The organism is Sphingobacterium composti (assembly GCF_009829075.1).
Lineage (GTDB): Bacteria > Bacteroidota > Bacteroidia > Sphingobacteriales > Sphingobacteriaceae > Sphingobacterium > Sphingobacterium composti.
The window spans coordinates 19343-37647 of sequence record NZ_WUQZ01000024.1; the positions used below are offsets into that span (position 1 = coordinate 19343).

Annotated in this window: 16 protein-coding genes; 8 read left to right on the forward strand and 8 right to left on the reverse strand. The window is 32.6% G+C overall.

The genetic code is table 11. From position 1 onward, the window contains the following. Positions 1-145: 145 nt before the first annotated feature. Positions 146-820 (forward strand): hypothetical protein, encoded by a 675-nt coding sequence (locus GOQ17_RS13645; RefSeq protein ID WP_159638241.1) that lies wholly within the window; start codon positions 146-148, stop codon positions 818-820. A 192-nt stretch (positions 821-1012) separates the two neighbouring features. Here the strand turns inward: GOQ17_RS13645 and GOQ17_RS13650 are convergent, their stop codons facing one another. Continuing rightward, the gene (locus tag GOQ17_RS13650) at positions 1013-1423 is read right to left on the reverse strand and encodes a c-type cytochrome (protein ID WP_159638243.1); all 411 of its coding nucleotides are present in this window, start codon (positions 1421-1423) and stop codon (positions 1013-1015) included. Between the two features lie 127 nt (positions 1424-1550). Here GOQ17_RS13650 and GOQ17_RS13655 point away from each other — a divergent pair, with 127 nt between their 5' ends. Further along, positions 1551-2246 (forward strand): carboxylesterase family protein, encoded by a 696-nt coding sequence (locus GOQ17_RS13655; RefSeq protein WP_159638245.1) that lies wholly within the window; start codon positions 1551-1553, stop codon positions 2244-2246. 102 nt (positions 2247-2348) lie between these two features. Here the strand turns inward: GOQ17_RS13655 and GOQ17_RS13660 are convergent, their stop codons facing one another. The 4 genes from GOQ17_RS13660 to GOQ17_RS13675 all read right to left on the reverse strand — a co-directional run bounded on the left by GOQ17_RS13660 (position 2349) and on the right by GOQ17_RS13675 (position 5394). After that, a complete protein-coding gene (locus tag GOQ17_RS13660; RefSeq protein WP_159638247.1) occupies positions 2349-3260 on the reverse strand; it encodes a transporter family protein in 912 nt (303 codons plus the stop codon). Continuing rightward, positions 3257-4288: a cytochrome-c peroxidase gene (locus GOQ17_RS13665; RefSeq protein ID WP_159638249.1), complete on the reverse strand. Its 1032-nt coding sequence runs from the start codon at positions 4286-4288 to the stop codon at positions 3257-3259. The genes GOQ17_RS13660 and GOQ17_RS13665 overlap by 4 nt, the downstream gene beginning before the upstream one ends. Further along, positions 4278-5093, reverse strand: coding sequence for an MbnP family protein (locus tag GOQ17_RS13670; protein ID WP_159638251.1), 816 nt, complete (start codon positions 5091-5093; stop codon positions 4278-4280). The genes GOQ17_RS13665 and GOQ17_RS13670 overlap by 11 nt, the downstream gene beginning before the upstream one ends. Positions 5094-5187: 94 nt before the next feature. After that, a complete protein-coding gene (locus tag GOQ17_RS13675) occupies positions 5188-5394 on the reverse strand; it encodes a hypothetical protein (RefSeq protein ID WP_159638253.1) in 207 nt (68 codons plus the stop codon). 291 nt (positions 5395-5685) lie between these two features. Here GOQ17_RS13675 and GOQ17_RS13680 point away from each other — a divergent pair, with 291 nt between their 5' ends. The 5 genes from GOQ17_RS13680 (at position 5686) to GOQ17_RS13700 (ending at position 12974) form a co-directional block, all read left to right on the forward strand. Next, the gene (locus tag GOQ17_RS13680) at positions 5686-6048 is read left to right on the forward strand and encodes a DUF6686 family protein (protein WP_159638255.1); all 363 of its coding nucleotides are present in this window, start codon (positions 5686-5688) and stop codon (positions 6046-6048) included. 177 nt (positions 6049-6225) lie between these two features. Beyond that, complete coding sequence (locus GOQ17_RS13685) at positions 6226-6753, forward strand: ferritin (protein WP_159638257.1); 528 nt, start codon at positions 6226-6228, stop codon at positions 6751-6753. A 162-nt stretch (positions 6754-6915) separates the two neighbouring features. Continuing rightward, on the forward strand, positions 6916-9630 hold the full coding sequence (locus tag GOQ17_RS13690) for an outer membrane beta-barrel protein (protein WP_159638259.1): 2715 nt from the start codon (positions 6916-6918) through the stop codon (positions 9628-9630). 3 nt (positions 9631-9633) lie between these two features. After that, the gene (locus tag GOQ17_RS13695) at positions 9634-10602 is read left to right on the forward strand and encodes an NAD(P)H-quinone oxidoreductase (protein ID WP_159638261.1); all 969 of its coding nucleotides are present in this window, start codon (positions 9634-9636) and stop codon (positions 10600-10602) included. Positions 10603-10676: 74 nt separating this feature from the next. Beyond that, a complete protein-coding gene (locus GOQ17_RS13700) occupies positions 10677-12974 on the forward strand; it encodes a GH92 family glycosyl hydrolase (RefSeq protein ID WP_159638263.1) in 2298 nt (765 codons plus the stop codon). Positions 12975-13062: 88 nt separating this feature from the next. Here the strand turns inward: GOQ17_RS13700 and GOQ17_RS13705 are convergent, their stop codons facing one another. Both GOQ17_RS13705 and GOQ17_RS13710 read right to left on the reverse strand, forming a co-directional pair. Continuing rightward, positions 13063-14148, reverse strand: a complete 1086-nt coding sequence (locus GOQ17_RS13705) for a hypothetical protein (protein ID WP_159638265.1) — start codon at positions 14146-14148, stop codon at positions 13063-13065. Between the two features lie 12 nt (positions 14149-14160). Further along, on the reverse strand, positions 14161-15300 hold the full coding sequence (locus GOQ17_RS13710) for a glycosyltransferase family 4 protein (protein ID WP_159638267.1): 1140 nt from the start codon (positions 15298-15300) through the stop codon (positions 14161-14163). A 215-nt stretch (positions 15301-15515) separates the two neighbouring features. On the opposite strand from GOQ17_RS13710, the gene GOQ17_RS13715 reads away from it, so the two are divergent. Continuing rightward, positions 15516-17825, forward strand: a complete 2310-nt coding sequence (locus GOQ17_RS13715) for an alpha-L-rhamnosidase-related protein (protein ID WP_159638269.1) — start codon at positions 15516-15518, stop codon at positions 17823-17825. Here the strand turns inward: GOQ17_RS13715 and GOQ17_RS13720 are convergent. Further along, entirely contained in the window at positions 17822-18202 is a 381-nt protein-coding gene (locus GOQ17_RS13720; protein ID WP_159638271.1) for a hypothetical protein, read from the reverse strand. The genes GOQ17_RS13715 and GOQ17_RS13720 overlap by 4 nt on opposite strands. Between the last annotated feature and the right edge of the window lie 103 nt (positions 18203-18305).

The following is an 18305-nucleotide window of genomic DNA, read 5'->3' on the forward strand; positions in this document are numbered from 1 at the left end:
AACTCACTAGAGTGTGTAGTTAAGCGGTTTTTGTAAATTATTGTAGCTGATGTAGTGAAAAGTCTACTTAAAAAAAAAATCTTTAAAGTTGTATAAAAAGCTAATTTTGAGCAACAATATTTCCTTAAAACTAACTTAAGATATTATGAATTATAAATTTTTATTTACTTTTTTCGTTTCAATATTAGTAAGCTCTGCTGTATCAGCAAATGAACCAGTGGAAGATGGTCCAACACAATATAGATCATTAAGAAATTTCACAAAATGGTTTTCTTCAGTGAATGTTGGTACACAGTTTTATTTAGGTGACCACGACAAACAAGAAAGCATGTTTAAAAGATTAACTCCAAACTTTGAAATAAGTGCTGGAAAGTGGCTTAACCAGAGTTTTGGTGTTAGAGCAGGGATTAATGGTTTCAAGATGAAAGGTTTGACAAAAGAAGGACCTTTGGCAACTAGTAAAGAAATGGTGATTGGTAGTCCACATTTCTTATATGATCAAGAATTTAATTTTATTAATGTTCATGCGGATTTATTATTCCACTGGACAAATGACGCGTTAGATATAGATTTAAATAGAATGTACAGTTTAATCCCATATGGTGGCATAGGTATTATAGCTGCAACCAATAAACAAAAGACCACTAATTTGACTATGAATTTTGGATTAATTCAAACATTTCGCATAAACAATAAATTAGATTTTAATATTGATGTAAAGGGTAATATCATGTCGGATTCATTTGATGGTGAAAAAGGAGGTAATAACTTTGAAGGTAATGGAATTGCAACAATTGGACTAACCTATAATTTTAGATAATAAAACTATTGGAACTTAGAGGCATCATCGTAAATTGCCTCTAAGATTCTTTCAATAATTATTTTCTTAATCTTTTTTAAGAAAGTATTAACTTCTCAATCCCTCTTCTTTTCATCGAGATACACTTTTATAGATAGTAATTGAAAAATTAGATCTGCATATAATTTATTAACAGTATCAATAATAGAATATTCATTTAGAGATTTCTATTGTTTTTGGGCTAGATTGACCATTATGACAGGTTTCGCAACTAATGTTTTTAACAACACCATCGCGATCTTGGTTGAAATATTTTTTGTTAATTTTTTTAGTCATATTAATCATTTCACGCGCTACATTCTTTTTAGGGTTTGAGTCACTTGCAAAGTCCATACCTTTTTCACCATTGGATTTAGATGCATGACAATATCCACATTTAACACCTAAAGCAGCATTAAATCCTCGCATAACCTTAGTTAATTCCTCAGCTGAGATATTCTTGGGTAGTACTTTTAAATTTTTAGGTTTATTGCTTTCTTGTGCTGGCTGTTTAGTAAATGCAGAAATTGCAATTACTATTGCTAATATGCTACCAATTATAACTGTTTTCTTAGAGATTTTCATCGTTTTGATTTTGCCTAATATTACGAATTAAACCCGAAATGTCATAGCAAAGTCACCAAAAATTTATTATTAACTATATTTTTGTAATTTAGCGACTTTAAACTTAAATCGTTTACTTGTTAATTCTATGCGCACTATACTAATCTTGTTTATTTTAATCTTTAATATTTTCCCTAGTAAAGGTGAAACGATTCCTGTTTTAAATAAGACAAACTATAATTTCCTATTACATTTACCAGATACTTACGAAACTAGGATTGAAAAACTACCAATTATTGTCTTTTTACATGGTCGCAGTTTGTCAGGTACAAATTTAGATAGGGTAAAGCGATATGGTGTATTATATGCTAAAGATAAAGGCCTTGAATTGCCAAATGCAATTGTAGTAGCGCCTCAAACCAATAGGGGGTGGGATCCAGATAATGTAATGGAAGTAATAGATTATGTCTTGGAAAATTATAATGGTGACTCTAGTCGTGTATATGTTTGTGGAATGAGTATGGGCGGATATGGTACGATGCATCTCGCTGGAAAATATCCAGATCGTATAGCAGCGGCCGTAGCAATATGTGGGGGAGGAAATGTTAGTGACGCTTGCAATCTTGCAGAGGTACCATTGTGGATTCAACATGGAAGCGCTGATAAAGCTGTTCCTGCTTCAGAATCAAAAAAAATGTATAATGCTATTAAAAAATGTAATAATAATGCAGATGCTAAACTCACTATTATTAAAGGTGGAACTCATGGCAGTGTGGAGAGATTATTTCATCAGCAAGGAATTTATGATTGGATGTTGAAATATACTAAGGATCAAAAAGAATAGGTTCGCTAGTAAGCTACTCTATTCTTTTTGAGAGAGTAATTAATCAACTTATATAGTTACAGTATTTCCTTCCTAACGTTTTTAAATTGATAAGTTTTGTATTTAAAACATAAAAGTTAGGTGAATCAAAAATTTATTTTGTAATTCCGTTCTACCATGACTTACATACTGACTTAATGGTTTTTGGTAAGTAAATCCTACTGCTAAATTATTGATAGTACTTTCCAAACCTATATTGATATTGGTGTTATATCCACCAGTGTGATCAATTTTATAGCCCATACTTTTATCTCTAGCTTGCGTATCATGTTGGATACCAATATTTGGACGAAATCTATATTTTTCTTTTAATAAGATATTATAGTAAACACTACCATTCAAGGTTAATTTGTTTCCATATTGGTATTCATCACTATTTTTTGTATTCATCTTATAACTAACATTTGTATTGATCCCGATATTATCTTTACTTAAATCATAATTTACAGAAGTCGTAAAGTCATAACTACCTGTTCCCAATTGATATATGTTAGTAGTATTTGTGCTGCTGAATTCATCTTTATTATACTGTCCTGTAGCTAATTTAACACCCAATCCTAACCAAAGATTTTGATTGAATTTTTCTGATTTATTAATAAGATTATAATAGCCACTTAAATTGATATCTCCTAATCCGGATTTCTTAGCCGATTTATCAGTACCATTATTGTACTTTTGGATATTACTATATGGAATAATTGCCATTACGCGCCATTGTGTGCCAATATTCCACGCTGACCAAAGTTCTGCGGTTTTGTATTTCTCGTGATTTGTTAGTGCTGTTTCATTGCCATTAATGTCCAATTGTGTTTTGACTTGATTGAAATGATAGCGAATACCGATAAAACGTTTATTGAAATTGGGCAAAAGCCCTGTATAATTATTTCCTAAGCCACCACCACAAATTTCACAAGCCAAAATTGAAGTTGTGTTACAAACAAGTATTGTTATTAGTATAGTTATTGCTTTTTTCATAGTTTGGTAAATATTTTGTTGTTTACGAATGTCTCGTCATTCAGTGTATTCAAAAAGGATAATAAATCATTGATTTCCTTATTATCTAATGGAATGCCTTTATTTTCTTTGAGAATAGGATCTAGATTTTCAGTAAGTCTAATTTCTCTTTGATAATGTTTTAGCACACCTTCTAAAGTATAAATGCTTCCATCATGCATATATGGCGGGGTATACTTTAAATTGCGTAATGTTGGGACTTTGAATTTCAACTTATCCTCTTCCAAATACGTAATTTCATTCCTTCCTAAATCTTTTGCAGCATTCAAACCTAATCCATTGTCTCGAAAGCTATGGTCTGTGAACAATGGCTCTCTGTGACATGAATTACATTTTACTTGAAAAATCTTATATCCATTTTCTTCTTCAACAGTAAATTTTGCTTCATTTCTTTTGACTTTGTCATATTTGGAATTGTCTGAAACCAACATAACCATGAAATGGGAGAGTGCTTTTAGTATATTATTGGAATTGATATTTTCATCACCAAAAGCTTTTTCGAACAACAAAGGATATTCTTTATGCGCTTGCAATTTCTTCACAACATTTTCTAATCTTTCATCCATTTCTATAGGATTGTGGATAGGAACAATGGCGGTTAGATCCAGCTGCTTGACACCTCCATCCCAAAAAAAAGAAGTCGACCAAGCAAGGTTAGCTAATGAAGGAGAATTACGAATGCCAAGTTGATCATCTATTCCATGACTTACATCATGACCATGGTGTGTAAATGCATTTTGGGAAATATGACAACTCGCGCACGAAATCGTATTGTCTCTTGATAACAAACCATCATGGAACAGTTTTCTGCCCAATTCGAATGTCTCTTGACTCAATGGTGTCAATGCAAAACTATAGGTAGGATCAGGAAAATACGAAGGAGATTTGAATCTTACAATCTCTGTAAGATTCAAATCATCTGCTTTTTTACAAGCCCATATACCAAAACATAAAACAAAAAATACAATCAGCTTTTGTTTATTTTTCATTTGATGCTATTTTGGTAAAATTGTGCGTATGATCATGCCTAAACATTGTAGCATAATTATCAGCTATCTTAGAATGAGGCCCAGAATGCATTACTACTGGATTAGTTTTGATAGAAATTGTATTGGAACCATCGAATATTTTACCTAAATCTACCATGATGTGTATGTCGGAAGATAAATTTTCTTGTACTTTACTGGTTCCAGCTTGTGATAGGTCAAGCTTCACAGTTCGATTATTATTAACTGTAGGTGTATCGTAACCACCAAAAAAGCCAATATGATATTTAAAGCTTTTGGTAGCGTTGGGTGATTGAGGTGATGTACCTTCTATTTTTAAATGTATATATCCAGAGTTCCATTCCCAATACATACCATTTTCTGACGCATCCAAAACGCCTTTTCTTTGCTCAATTGGGATGGTATTTGCAAGGCTATCCACCCCCACATTAAATTGTAAAGTTTTATAATCACCCTCGGGAATATTAAGGATAGGCTGCAATGACGCTTGGTCTGTGGCGTCTATTAAAAAATACGAATCTTCTTTTGGAATTGTAATTATATCTCCATTCGTTTTGGTGAATTTAATATTACTGACAAAATATTTTAATAGGGATATATTAAATGTTTCTCCACTTTCATTCGAATAATTTCCTTCGTTTAATTGCAATTTCTTTGCTCCGACTATATGATCAAATTTTATTTTGACTTGACCGAGTTTATTGTCATCAACATTGATATCATCAGTTTTTGTACATGCATTTAATAAGGTCATCAAACATAGAAGACCCAATAGCAAATTTTTCATAAAATATATTTTATATGATTAAATAATCACAATTCACCAAAATAGACTAGCTACTTAGTAAGTTGTATTCAAATTTTAAATAAGAAAAGATGGATTAAACGAAAAGAGGGGGGCGATCCAAGGAATAAATAAATTCTCGGGGATTTAAATTAGAAGTATAAATGCTGTAGGTAATTTCAATTACATCAGACAATGAGTTTGCGTGAAATAAAATTTGAGTAGGATTTACAGCTATACTTTCTTGTAGATTTATTTTAAAATTTTGTTGTTCCTTTTCTTGTTGATTTTTGAGTTTTTTCATGAGGTAACACTGTCCATGACATGTGTTGTGTTGCATGCTACGTTGCACACATAGGTACTTTTCAATAAAGTTTTGGTTGTAATAGAATGAAGTGCATATCACTAATGTCATGTTGCACTGCAACAACATAATCGGTATCAGGATATATATCAACAAACTTTTCATTCGAAGCAAAGCTACAATATTGCATTATGGAAAAAAAATAATAATTACCTTTTTGACAATCGATTTTATTTGGATTAATTCTTAATAACGTATATATTTGTACTGTTAATTTGAATAGGGGTAAAAATGATTTGTCCGTTAGCTAACGTAGAAGAGGTATTTATTACACAAGTAGGAGCAGTATATCAATGCAGCCGAAAAAACTGTTATTGGTTAGAATTTCAAGATACTACGACATCTTTTAGCGTAAGCGATTTCTTTGCTTTTAAGAAGCGAGTTGACAATATAGACATCGAAAAGATGTTATGTGATTCATCTAGAAGTTCGGATTTCGAAATTTTAATGCCTTTCCGTACAGATCGTTGCTTCATATTATCTGTTGAAGATGTTTTGAATCTTCGCGAAATCTTAGATGGCGCAAAATTTATGATCGAACTTAATGCACAAATAAAGACGATTTTACGTCGCGGAGCCGTAATTGCCTTCTAATTTTAATTATACTGATTCTAAACAACTTACAATTTCTTAGTCTAATTTAGACTGAATTCGTATAACACTTTTTTCATCTATTTCCTAAATCCTCGCCTTATATTTGTATTAGTTAATCAGTGGTACAACTATTGCTAGTTAGCTATTAAATAATTGTAACTATAAAACTTTATATATATGAAAGATTTATTGAAATTAAAATCATCTTTATCAGAAGAGATCGAAAATATATTAAATGCACAGATCAAAGTTGAGGCACATTCATCTGCAATTTATTTAGCAATGTCAGCATGGTGTGGCGAACAAGGATTAGACAACGCGGCTAAATTCTTCGCAAAACAATCTGATGAAGAACGTGAGCATATGTTAAAATTGTTTAATTATGTAAGTAGCCGTGGAGGTAAAGCTATTTCTCCAGAAGTGACAAATATCCCATCTGATTTTGAATCCTTTCGCGGTGTATTTGAGCAGGCTTTAGAGCAAGAAATGTTTGTTACTGAGCAATTCAATAATATTGCGGACAAATGTGCTAAGTCAAAGGATTATGTTACTTTCAACTTCTTAAGTTGGTTCTTATCTGAGCAAGTAGAAGAAGAGTTTGTATGTCGTCGTATCTTAGAATTATTTGATGTAATAGGTGAAGAAGGTACTGGTCGTTGGGAAATTGACAGACATTTAGTAAAAGTTTGCTTTGATGGCGAATAATAAATATTTAAGTATTAATGAAAAGGAGATATTGAACTACAATATCTCCTTTTTTATTATACTAGAAATTTAACTTTATCGTTTTATATAAAAGTTACCGTTAACGTTCATTCAATGGCATTTATTTAGTATATTGAGTGACGGTATTTCAAGAAGTAAACTGTGTCTTTTTTTAAGCGGAATATAATCTTCATTATAGGCTTTGTTATATATATAGCAAGTAGTTCCCTATATGCACAAGTAAAGATTAGTGGTGCTGTAAAAGACTCAGTAGGAAATCCGATTAAGGATGTTATAGTACGATTATACACAGATAAAGACACCACAATAAGTATTACCAATTCTCTTGGAATTTATCGCTTCAAATCTATAGAATCCTCTCAAATTAAATTAGGATTCAATATGTTAGGATATGTTGCGGACTTGGAAAGCTATACGATTGATTTATCAAAAAGCTATACGGTGATTCCAGACCATATACTGCACAGAGGTACTTACGCTATTCAGGATGTTTCGGTCACGAGGGTTATTCCTATGGTCGTCAATGGCGATACTATTCAATATAATCTTGGCGCTTTCTCATTCCGTAAGCAGACATTATTAGAGGATGGATTAAAAAAAATACCTGGTTTCCAAATTAGTCGTGATGGAGCTGTTTATTTTAATGGTTATCATATCAAAAAAGTTAAAGTCAATAATAACGAGTTTTTTGGCGGAGATATAATTACTGCAACTAAAAATCTACCCGTCGATTACATTAATAATATTCAATTAATAGAATTAAACAATAAAAGCGATGGAACAGAAACCGGAATTGCAGATTATCAGGAAAAGGAAAAGCTATTAAATATTAATTTGAAGGAAGACAGAAAAATACTGCATTTTGGACAATTGACAATTGGATCTGGTACAAATGGTAGATATTTGGGAAGTTTTGGAATCAATAGATTTAATGACGGTAATGAACTGTCTTTATTAGGATCTTTTAATAATACAAATACCAATTTATTTTCATATGGGGATATTTCTGGAGGAAAAAGAAATAATTCAACACTAGATATTGATGAGTTTATAGACCCTATTGATGGAATCAATACTACTGCCTCCGTAGGAATAAATATGGCCCAAAAAATAGGAAAACAATCTAGACTAAATACTTCATACAATTATGTAAAAAAGAATATATCAATTAGTGGGTATTCTTTGATGAAATCAACTTATATAGGAAATACGATTTCTAAAAACGAAACCTACGATGAGGAACAAGAAGATGATAACCATCGATTAAGATTGTTTTTAGATGGAAAGCTTCAAAACAAAGATATATTAAAGATAGAGGGGAATTTAACCTACAATACCAAATCAATTTACAACAATAAACGTTCTGATCTTAGTAATTTCCAACAGCAAAGTGAGGGAACGAACATAGATTCAGCGAGTCACAAAATACCTATTGCGGATATCGAAGTATTATATTCAAAATTTTTCACTAAAAAGGACAGGAAATTAGTTGGTAAATTCAATGCCAAAACTAATACATTGATCAATAATCAATTTGTAAACGAGATATTCAAAATTACTAATAGAAATGGCATCGAGGATTTAGAAGAGCTAAATCGCCAATTTATTGATCAAAATAACAGAAATGGTACGGCAAACCTGTCATTATCATTTGTAGAGCCTTTTATGACGCATAGTGTTTTTGAGTTTAAGTATGAATATGATCATAATAATATTGATGCCGAACGCTATGTATATAATTGGAAAGATGCTCGACAATCTAACATTATAGATTCGTTGACTGTAGATTATGGCTATAAGTTTAATAGTAATAAGGTAGGGCTTATTTATCAGTTCACACGTAATAAACGAGTTAAGTTTAATATTGGTTTTGCCGTTCAGCCTATTCGCATGGTAGGTAAAGTTTTGAATGATACGCTAAACTATAACTATGAGAATATCAATTTAGTACCTACGACTAATTTTAGTTATAAATTATCAGATAATGTTGATTTTCAGGTAAGCTATAGAGGTAAGAATAATCAGCCAAGTTTTTTTCAAATAGTACCGGTTTTTAATAATACGAACTCAAGAAATATCGTATTGGGTAATCCAGAACTAAAATCAGAATTTTCCCATGGTTTGGTCACCACATTTCGTGCGTTTTTGCCTACGCGAATGCAATATCTCGAAACAAATTTTGCATACAATTATGTAAAAGATAAAATTGTAACAGATAAAAGACCTATTGAAAATACAACAGTTCAACAAACCACTTTCCGAAATTCGAAAGGCTATTACGATTGGCGTTGGAATTATATATTCAACACACCATTTGAAAATGATAATTGGATGCTGGAAATGACTGGTGGTTTTGATTATTACAATAATATTTCCTTTATCGAAGATAGAGAACGCACCACCAGACAATTCATATTCAATAAAGCTGTTCAGTTGAAATACACCTTAGGGGATTATGTAGAAAGCATGTTCAATGCTAATTATTCACTTAATAGAGCCAGCTTTGACATTCCTTATCGTACAAAAATCAATGTTGAAACTCTATTTATGGGGCTTGGTGCTAAAGGATATGTGAAAAATAATTTTTCTTTAGGATTCGAGATGTCACAGCGTTATAACGATGGATACTTTAATAAAATCATGAACGTAAACCAAACTTTAATGAATGCTTTTATGGAATTTACATTTTTGCATAACCGTACTGCATTATTGCGTTTACAAGCATATGATTTATTTGATCAAAACAAACAAATGGGTATATATTCAGAATATATAGGTAACGATGTATTTGAAGAACGTAAAAATAGACTTGGAAGATATTTTATGTTGTCTTTAAATATAAGAATGCAAAAATAGAAAATGAAAGCAATTGTTATAAGTGAATTTGGTGGGCCAGAGGTGCTTGTTGTTCAAGAAAGAGAAGAGCCTACAATCACTGAGTATGAAATTCTGGTTCGAGTAAAGGCTGCGGGAATAAATCGTCCAGATGTATTTCAGCGGCAAGGTAAGTATCCAGCTCCTCAAAATGTAGTACAAGACATTCCTGGATTAGAAGTTTCTGGGATTGTAGAGAAAGTAGGTGATAAGGTAATAGGAATAGAAGTTGGACAACGAGTAATGGCTTTAGTATCGGGAGGAGGTTATGCAGAATACGTTAATGTGCATTACGGATCAGTAATTCCATTGCCCGAAAATATTAGCTATGAAGTGGGAGCGACTCTTCCTGAGACGGTCTATACGGTTTGGCATAATTTATTTCAACGTGGAAAATTAGAAGTTGGAGAGCGAGTTTTAATTCATGGTGGGGCAGGAGGAATTGGTTCTACCGCTATACAATTGGCAAAGCTTTTCGGTGCATATGTTATTACAACTGTGAGTACACGCGAGAAAGAAGATTTTGTACGTTCTTTAGGCGCAGACCAAGTTATTAATTATAAAGAAGAGGATTTTGAGTCTTTGCTTCATTCTTCCAAAGCTGATGTAATATTGGATTATATCGGCGGAGGATATTTTGACAAAAATATTAATGTATTAAACGAAGATGGTAGGTTGATCTATATCAATGCAATGGAAGGATCGAAAGTGGAACTAAATTTATTCAAATTAATGCAAAAAAGAATAACACTTACTGGAAGTACATTGCGTAATAGATCTTTAGAATTCAAAAAGGACTTGACTAATGAGATTGTAAAGAAAGTTTTACCATTGATCGAATCGAAAAGATTGACATCTCCAATTTTTAAAGAATTCAGTTTTAAAGACGCTAAAAATGCACATTTATTAATGGAGAGTGGTGAGTTTTTAGGTAAACTAGTTTTAGTTCTTTGATGTGCTAAAATAATTTAGCTTTGGTTTTGTCATTGATAATTTTCATCTTTAATTTTCATAAAAAAACAACCAAGATGAAACCAAAGTTTTTATTAGTATTAATAACACTTGTCTCCTGCATTTCTGATTCGTTTGCGCAACGAATTTCGAATGTAGGTAAGCCGATTGATTATGTCAGTACACTAGTCGGTACACAGTCAACTTATTTTCTTTCTAGTGGTAATACCTATCCAGCAATAGCTGTTCCGTGGGGAATGAATTTTTGGAGTCCTCAAACAGGCAAAATGGGCGATGGATGGATGTACACGTATACTGCAGAGAAAATCAGAGGGATAAAGCAAACTCATCAACCATCACCATGGATGAATGATTATGGTCAATTTAGCATCATGGCTATGGTTGATAATAAGACTTTCGATCAAGATAAAAGATCTAGTTATTTTTCACATAAAGCTGAAATTGCAAAACCACATTACTATTCAGTATATCTAGCTGACTATGATACGAATGTAGAAGTAACACCTACAGAGCGTGCCGCTTATTTTCGTTTCTCCTTTCCAAAGACTGATAAAGCTTATGTGTTAATCGATGCTTTTGATAAAGGTTCTTACGTAGAGGTCATTCCAAAAGAAAACAAAATAATTGGATATACAACTAAAAACAGTGGAGGTGTGCCATCAAATTTTAAAAACTATTTTGTTTTAGAATTCAATAAACCTTTCCAAGATGTCTCGACATTTGCAGATTCTGTTCTGCAAGATGGGCGTTATATGGTAAAAGCAAATCATGTGGGCGCTATTCTTGGGTTCAAAACTGTTGGTAAGCATGACCCAGTTTTACTAAAAGTAGCATCATCATTTATTTCTCACGACCAAGCAGGTCTTAATCTTCGTGAACTTAATAATTTAACATTTGACCAAGTAAAACAAAAAGGCGAGGATATTTGGAATAAAGAATTAGGTAAAATAGAAGTACAAGGGGGAACTATTGACCAGCTACGCACATTTTATTCTTGCTTATACCGCTCTCTACTTTTCCCTCGTACGTTTTACGAGTACGATGCAAATAATCAAGTCGTTCATTATTCACCGTACAACGGAGAAGTATTACCAGGATATATGTTCACTGATACAGGTTTTTGGGATACGTTTAGAAGTTTATTCCCGTTCTTAAATCTAATGTATCCTGACATGAGTCTTAAAATGCAAGAAGGACTAGCTAATGCATATCGCGAAGGTGGATGGTTACCTGAATGGGCAAGTCCAGGCTATAGGAATATTATGGTTGGTAACAATTCCGCTTCGGTAGTTGCTGATGCATGGATAAAAGGTGTAAAATCTAAAGATATTGAGACATTATATGAAGCTGTAGTAAAAGGATCTAAAAATGCAGGTCCAATAACTGCTGTGGGAAGAGCTGGGGCAGAATATTATAATGAACTTGGCTATGTACCATATGACGTTAAAATTCACGAAAATGTTGCTCGAAGCTTAGAATATTCATACGATGATTTTTCAATCTACCAATTGGCTAAATCGTTAGGAAAAGGGAATGCTGATCAGGAGTTTTACAAAGACAGAGCATACAATTATCAAAAGCTTTTTGATGCAGAGACTGGTCTTATGCGTGGTAAAAATAAGGACGGAACTTTTCAATCTCCATTTAATCCATTCAAATGGGGAGATGCCTTTACTGAAGGTAATAGTTGGCACTACAGCTGGTCGGTTTTCCAGGATTTTGCGGGATTAGCAAAATTATTGGGTGGTAATAAAGCTATGGAAAACAAATTGGATTCCGTATTTATATTACCTCCGATTTTTGATGATAGTTATTATGGTTTTCCAATACATGAGATTCGCGAAATGCAAATTGTAAATATGGGGCAGTACGCGCATGGCAACCAGCCTATACAACATATGACATATTTATATAATTATGTAGCTGCACCATGGAAGTCTCAATATTGGGTACGCGAGACTATGGACAAAATGTATTCCCCTAATCCTGATGGGTACTGTGGTGACGAAGACAATGGCCAAACTTCAGCTTGGTATGTGTTCTCCGCTTTGGGATTCTATCCTGTGACACCTGCTGTTGACGAATATGTAATAGGTTCACCAATATTTGATAAGGTTATTCTTCATTTAGAAAACGGAAAGAAAGTAGATATTCAATCAATTAATAATAATTTAGAGAATAGATATATCAAGTCTCTTCAGCTAAATGGTAAAAATTATACAAAAAACTACTTAAAGCATAGTGAATTAATAAAAGGTACTAAGTTAAATTTTGTGATGGATAAAGTTCCAAATAAATCGAGAGGAATTAATGCTTCAGATTTCCCTTACTCAATTAGCACAGCAAAAAATTAATATATAGCTTTTAGAAGGAATAAATTTTAAATTTTATCATAAAGGAGTTCAAAAATAATTTGAACTCCTTTTTAAGTATATTATAGACCTAATATTCCTCATAATGTAAGAATAAATAGGCAAGCCAGTAACTAATAGTACTTTCTGCACCTTGATTCTGATTTACTGTATTTTTATCAAGACCGTCACGACAACCTTTTGTCAAGGAGTCAAATATTTCTAAACCTAAACGATTATTGCCATGAAACCAAGCATATACATTTTTGGCTTTTTCGTAATAACAAGGAGCATTATTTATTTCTGCTAACTTTTGATACATTAATATTAAAGAAGGAATTTCAATGGCTTGCTCCCCTACATAAGATTTTGTTCCATTCTTTGGGTACCAACCCTCATTACCAATTAATTGTAATCTGTTATCTTCAAAAAGTATTTTGTCCAAAAAAGCAGCACTTTCAATACTATATAATAGATAGCGCTCCTCAAAAAGAATATTTTTAGTAAGCATCAAGCTATAAGGGATAATGGCATTATCATATGAAATAATACTTTCATACCACTGCCAGTCATCATCCGAAGCTTTTTCATATTCATTACAAATAAAATCCGCTAAATAATAAATCTCCGGAATCAAATTTTTACCGTATTTATTGGATTTATGCATGTGAACTAATCCACAGAGTGAATATGCAGCAGCTCGTAGTGACTTTATTTCTGTTATATGAGGGAATGCCTTATCAATGATTTCTTTTAGTAATAATTGGACATGTGGTCTTTCATCGTTATTCATAAGACTTCCTAAAGACCATATCGTACGTCCAAAAGCATCTTCAGTGCCATACTCATCCAAAAATTGATGGTCAAAAGATAGAAAATTGCCAAATAGACCATTTTCTCTTTGCATATAAAGAATAAACCCCAAATAAGTATCTATTAGCTTATCGCTATTTCCAGGAAAAATAACATTCGTAAGACCCGAGAGCATCAATGCACGAGAATTGTCATCCAAACAATAGCCATGAGAATAATCTGGAGTAGCATATTTTGCGTGTTGGACAATACCTACTTCATTTGTAAGTCGTTCAATATGCGCAAGATCAAATGACACATTTTTTAATTTGTTCCAAATCCAAATGTCATCTGCATATGTGTACTTATAATGTGATAATAACATAGAAATGGTTAATTAAGCTCTTTTGAATAATTTTTTATTGCTTTTATAAATTGATTGTGCCAATCTGGAATATTTCCTACCTATATTTGGCCATTGCATCTTTTCGCCATGGACGCGTGCATTATTTCTATATTTCGCAAGTAAATCGGGATTTTCAAATAAATTATTGACGTGTGTTGCTAATTGCATTGAATTATTAAAATCAAATAGTAAGCCTCTTTCTTCACTGAGTAAATCTTTAGCATAAAGATATGGTGTAGAGATAACAGCAGAGCCCGCACCTAAAGCGAATGTTAAAGTGCCACTGCTGATTTGATTTTCATTTGGATATGGTGTGACATAGATGTCACAAGCAGTTAAATAACTTATCAATAACTCATCTGATGCAAATTCATTCACAAAAATCACTTTATTGTCAATTCCATAATCCTTGCATTGATTCATAAGTAGTTCTCTATAGCTTTCACCTTCTTCACGAACTACATTGGGATGGGTAATTCCTAATATAATATACCTAAAATTTGGATCTTTGACATCTTTCACAGCTTCTATTGCTGTTTCGAATCCCTTTCCTCTGCCCAAGAAACCAAAACTTAAAAGTATTTTTCTGTCCGCTAAACCTAATTTTTTCTTTGCCTCATCTTGTTTATAATCAAATACAGGTACACCATGAGGAATCATCTGAATCTTATCAGTAGGGATTTGATATATCGAATGTAACATATTCACAGCCCAATTTGTCATTACTGTCAACATAGTGCTGATGTGACCAATTGCTTGTAATACTTCTTTCTCTTTAGTAGAAGGCTTTGGAAGAATAGTATGAAAGTTGGTAATAATAGGTATGTGAAGAAGATTAGTTAATTGCAAAATATAATCTCCACATTCACCTCCGAAAATACCATATTCATGCTGTATAATACATAAGTCATATTCATTAATAAAATCTGCAGCCTTGATATAACTTTTGAGCTTATGCTTCGCAATTTTATAAACTACTTCTTTTGGAAAATTATCTGTACAAGTATCCGTTACAGCAATAATATGAACGGTGTCATCAGAAGATAATAATAGACTTTTGTATAAATCATGAGAAAATGTGGCAATTCCACATTTTTGATCTGGATAAGTAGATATTATTGCAATTTTCATAGTTATAATATAAATAGTAGCTTATAGCATGTGCGTATACATATCAAACAAAAAAGCAGGAAGATAGTTGTCGTAAATTGTAATTTTAATTGTAAAAATGTTATAGATGTTTTTAATTGTTATATACTTAATTCCATAGATTATTTATAAATTAGCTATTACCAGAAGAATTTTTACCTATATATTTTTTATAACCTAAAAACAACTAAGCCTTTATGAATTATTTGTGTTCTATTAAATTATTGCTATCACTATTAATATTTATAAGTACTTTATGCGAATTAAGGGCGCAAGATTGGAAAGCTAAATGGATTTCTATGAACTTGCCTGAAAATGATAAAACTAATGTATGGATAGGGTTTGCCAAAGAGATAAATGTCGAGAATGTACCTAAAAAGGCATTGGCTAAAATCGCAGTGGATAGCAAATATTGGCTTTATATCAATGGAAAATTAGTTGTTTTTGAAGGTGGAATTAAGAGAGGTCCCAATATACGAGATACTTATTACGATGAAGTGGATATAGCTCCTTATTTGAAATCTGGCAAAAACTTAATTGCAATAGATTTATGGCATTTTGGAAAACAAGGATTCTCCCATAATGACAGCGGTATACCTGGATTATTATTTGATTTACAAACAGAAGAATTAACTGTATTATCTGACTCTACATGGAAAGCAACGAGAATTTCAGGATTCAAGACAGCTGACAAACCGTTCTCTAATTTCAGACTACCAGAATCAAGTCTATTATTTGATGCTCGTGTAGAGGATAACCGTTCCATGTCTCTTGATAAAATTTCTTCATCCATGCCTCGGGCGATAGAATTAGGAAGAGCAGGAAGTGCGCCTTGGAATAATCTTGTAAAACGTTCTATTCCTCTTTGGAAAGACTACGGAATCAAAAAGATTGATAAAAGAGATATTATAAGAGTGGGAGATACCATTAAATGCAAACTTCCATATAATATGCATTTTACGCCGATAATAGCACTGAAAAACACATCATCAGGACAAAAAATAGTGTTGGCTACAGATAATTATTATCATTACAACGGAGGAGCTGATATTGTTCGTGCAGAGTATATCACTAAGCAGGGAAAGCAGTATTATGAAAGTCCAGGTTGGATGAATGGACATTATATTTATATTGTAGCTCCACCAGCTATAGAATTTGATTATATCGCTTATCGAGAAACAGGTTATAATACCGAATTTGCAGGTGAATTTCAATGTTCTGATGATTTTTTCAATACGTTGTGGCAAAAGTCGCGTAGAACTTTATATGTGACTATGCGGGATAATTTTATGGATTGCCCTGATCGCGAACGTGCATTGTGGACAGGCGATGCCGTACTGGAAAGCGAAGAGTCTTACTATGCGTTGGATGTTTCATCGCACGCATTATCCAAAAAATGGTTAACAGAAATGTTTGATTGGCAGAGAGAAGATGGAAGTCTGTATTCGCCTATTCCATCGGTAATATGGGATAATGAATTGCCAGGACAAGTATTAGCTACAGTAGGGTATTATGGTGTTTGGACTTATTATCTACATACTGGTGATCGCGAATTGATAGAAATGACTTATCCACGAACTCAAAAATATATGAATCTTTGGGAGTTTGAGGATAATGGTTTAGTAAAATTTCGAAAAGGAGGCTGGACTTGGGGTGATTGGGGAGAAAATAAAGATATTCCTCTGCTTTATAATTTGTGGTATTACTTAGCATTAAAAAGTCAATTCGAAATTGCAAATGAGCTTGGTTTAACGAAGGATAAAGAGGAGCTTAAATTCAAAATGGAAAAACTGAAAAATGCATTTAATGAAGTGTATTGGAATAATGGTCAATACCGCTCTTTGACGTATGATGGATTGACTGACGACAGAGTTCATGCTTTGGCTGTTGTTTCAGGAGTAGCAGATGAAGATAAATACGAAGCTATAGAAAAGGTGTTTGACACGCATTATCACGCTAGTCCTTATATGGAAAAATATGTCTTTGAGGCTATGTATCGAATGGGTTTAGTAGAGCAAGCTAATCAACGACATAAGAAGCGATTTGATAAAATGGTAAACAATAAATATTTCACAACTTTATTTGAAGGATGGGGAATTGGTAAGGAAGGTTTTGGTGGAGGCACAGTCAATCATGCTTGGAGTGGTGGGGGCTTGAGTGTACTACATGGATATATGGCTGGCGTTAGGCCATTAAAGCCCGCGTACGAAGAATTTATAGTTGCTCCCCAGGTAGATGGAATAACTGATTTAAAGACTTTGGTTCCCTCTATAAAAGGTGATATTAAATTGGAAATCAAAAACAAAGGTGATGAAATGTTGTTAAATTTGTCTGTTCCAGCAAAATCAACAGCACATTTTAAACTCCCATTTCAAAAAGGAAATTATTTTATCGAAGCAAAGAGTAAAGCTAAAAAAATCAATACAACATTAACCGAAGGACAGTATATCCCTTTAGAAAGTGGGAATTGGAAAATAAAGATTACAAAAAAGGAAGGCGATATTTAAATATCACCTTCCTTTTCTTCTTCAGTCAATTCTCTTTTCAAAACGTAATAAAAAGTTTTGTAATCATCAGAGTCTATAATCGAATAGGTATTGACCAGCTCCCAACCGAAGGATGCCATATAGTTTAGTGCATCAATAGAGCTATTAAATTGAATTGCTTTGCCATTTTCATCTTTCAACACTCTTTTGTCCTTCCAAAAAGAATATGCTTGACCGAAATCAACAGTTATTTTTGGTTTTGAACTCAATAATCTGCTTTTGGATAAAATTTCACAATATTCATATTTAGCTTTAGCTTTACTGAGTTTTTCAAGTTCTTGAGCTTGTAAGAATGATAATGCACAAAAAGAAATTAGGATTATTAGCAAGGTTTTCATAATGAGTTATATTAGTACATGAATTAGATGCCAAAATTAAGTAGAGGTTTAATTCTGAATATAAAAATCATATAATACAAGTAGAGCCTCTAATTTTAGAAGC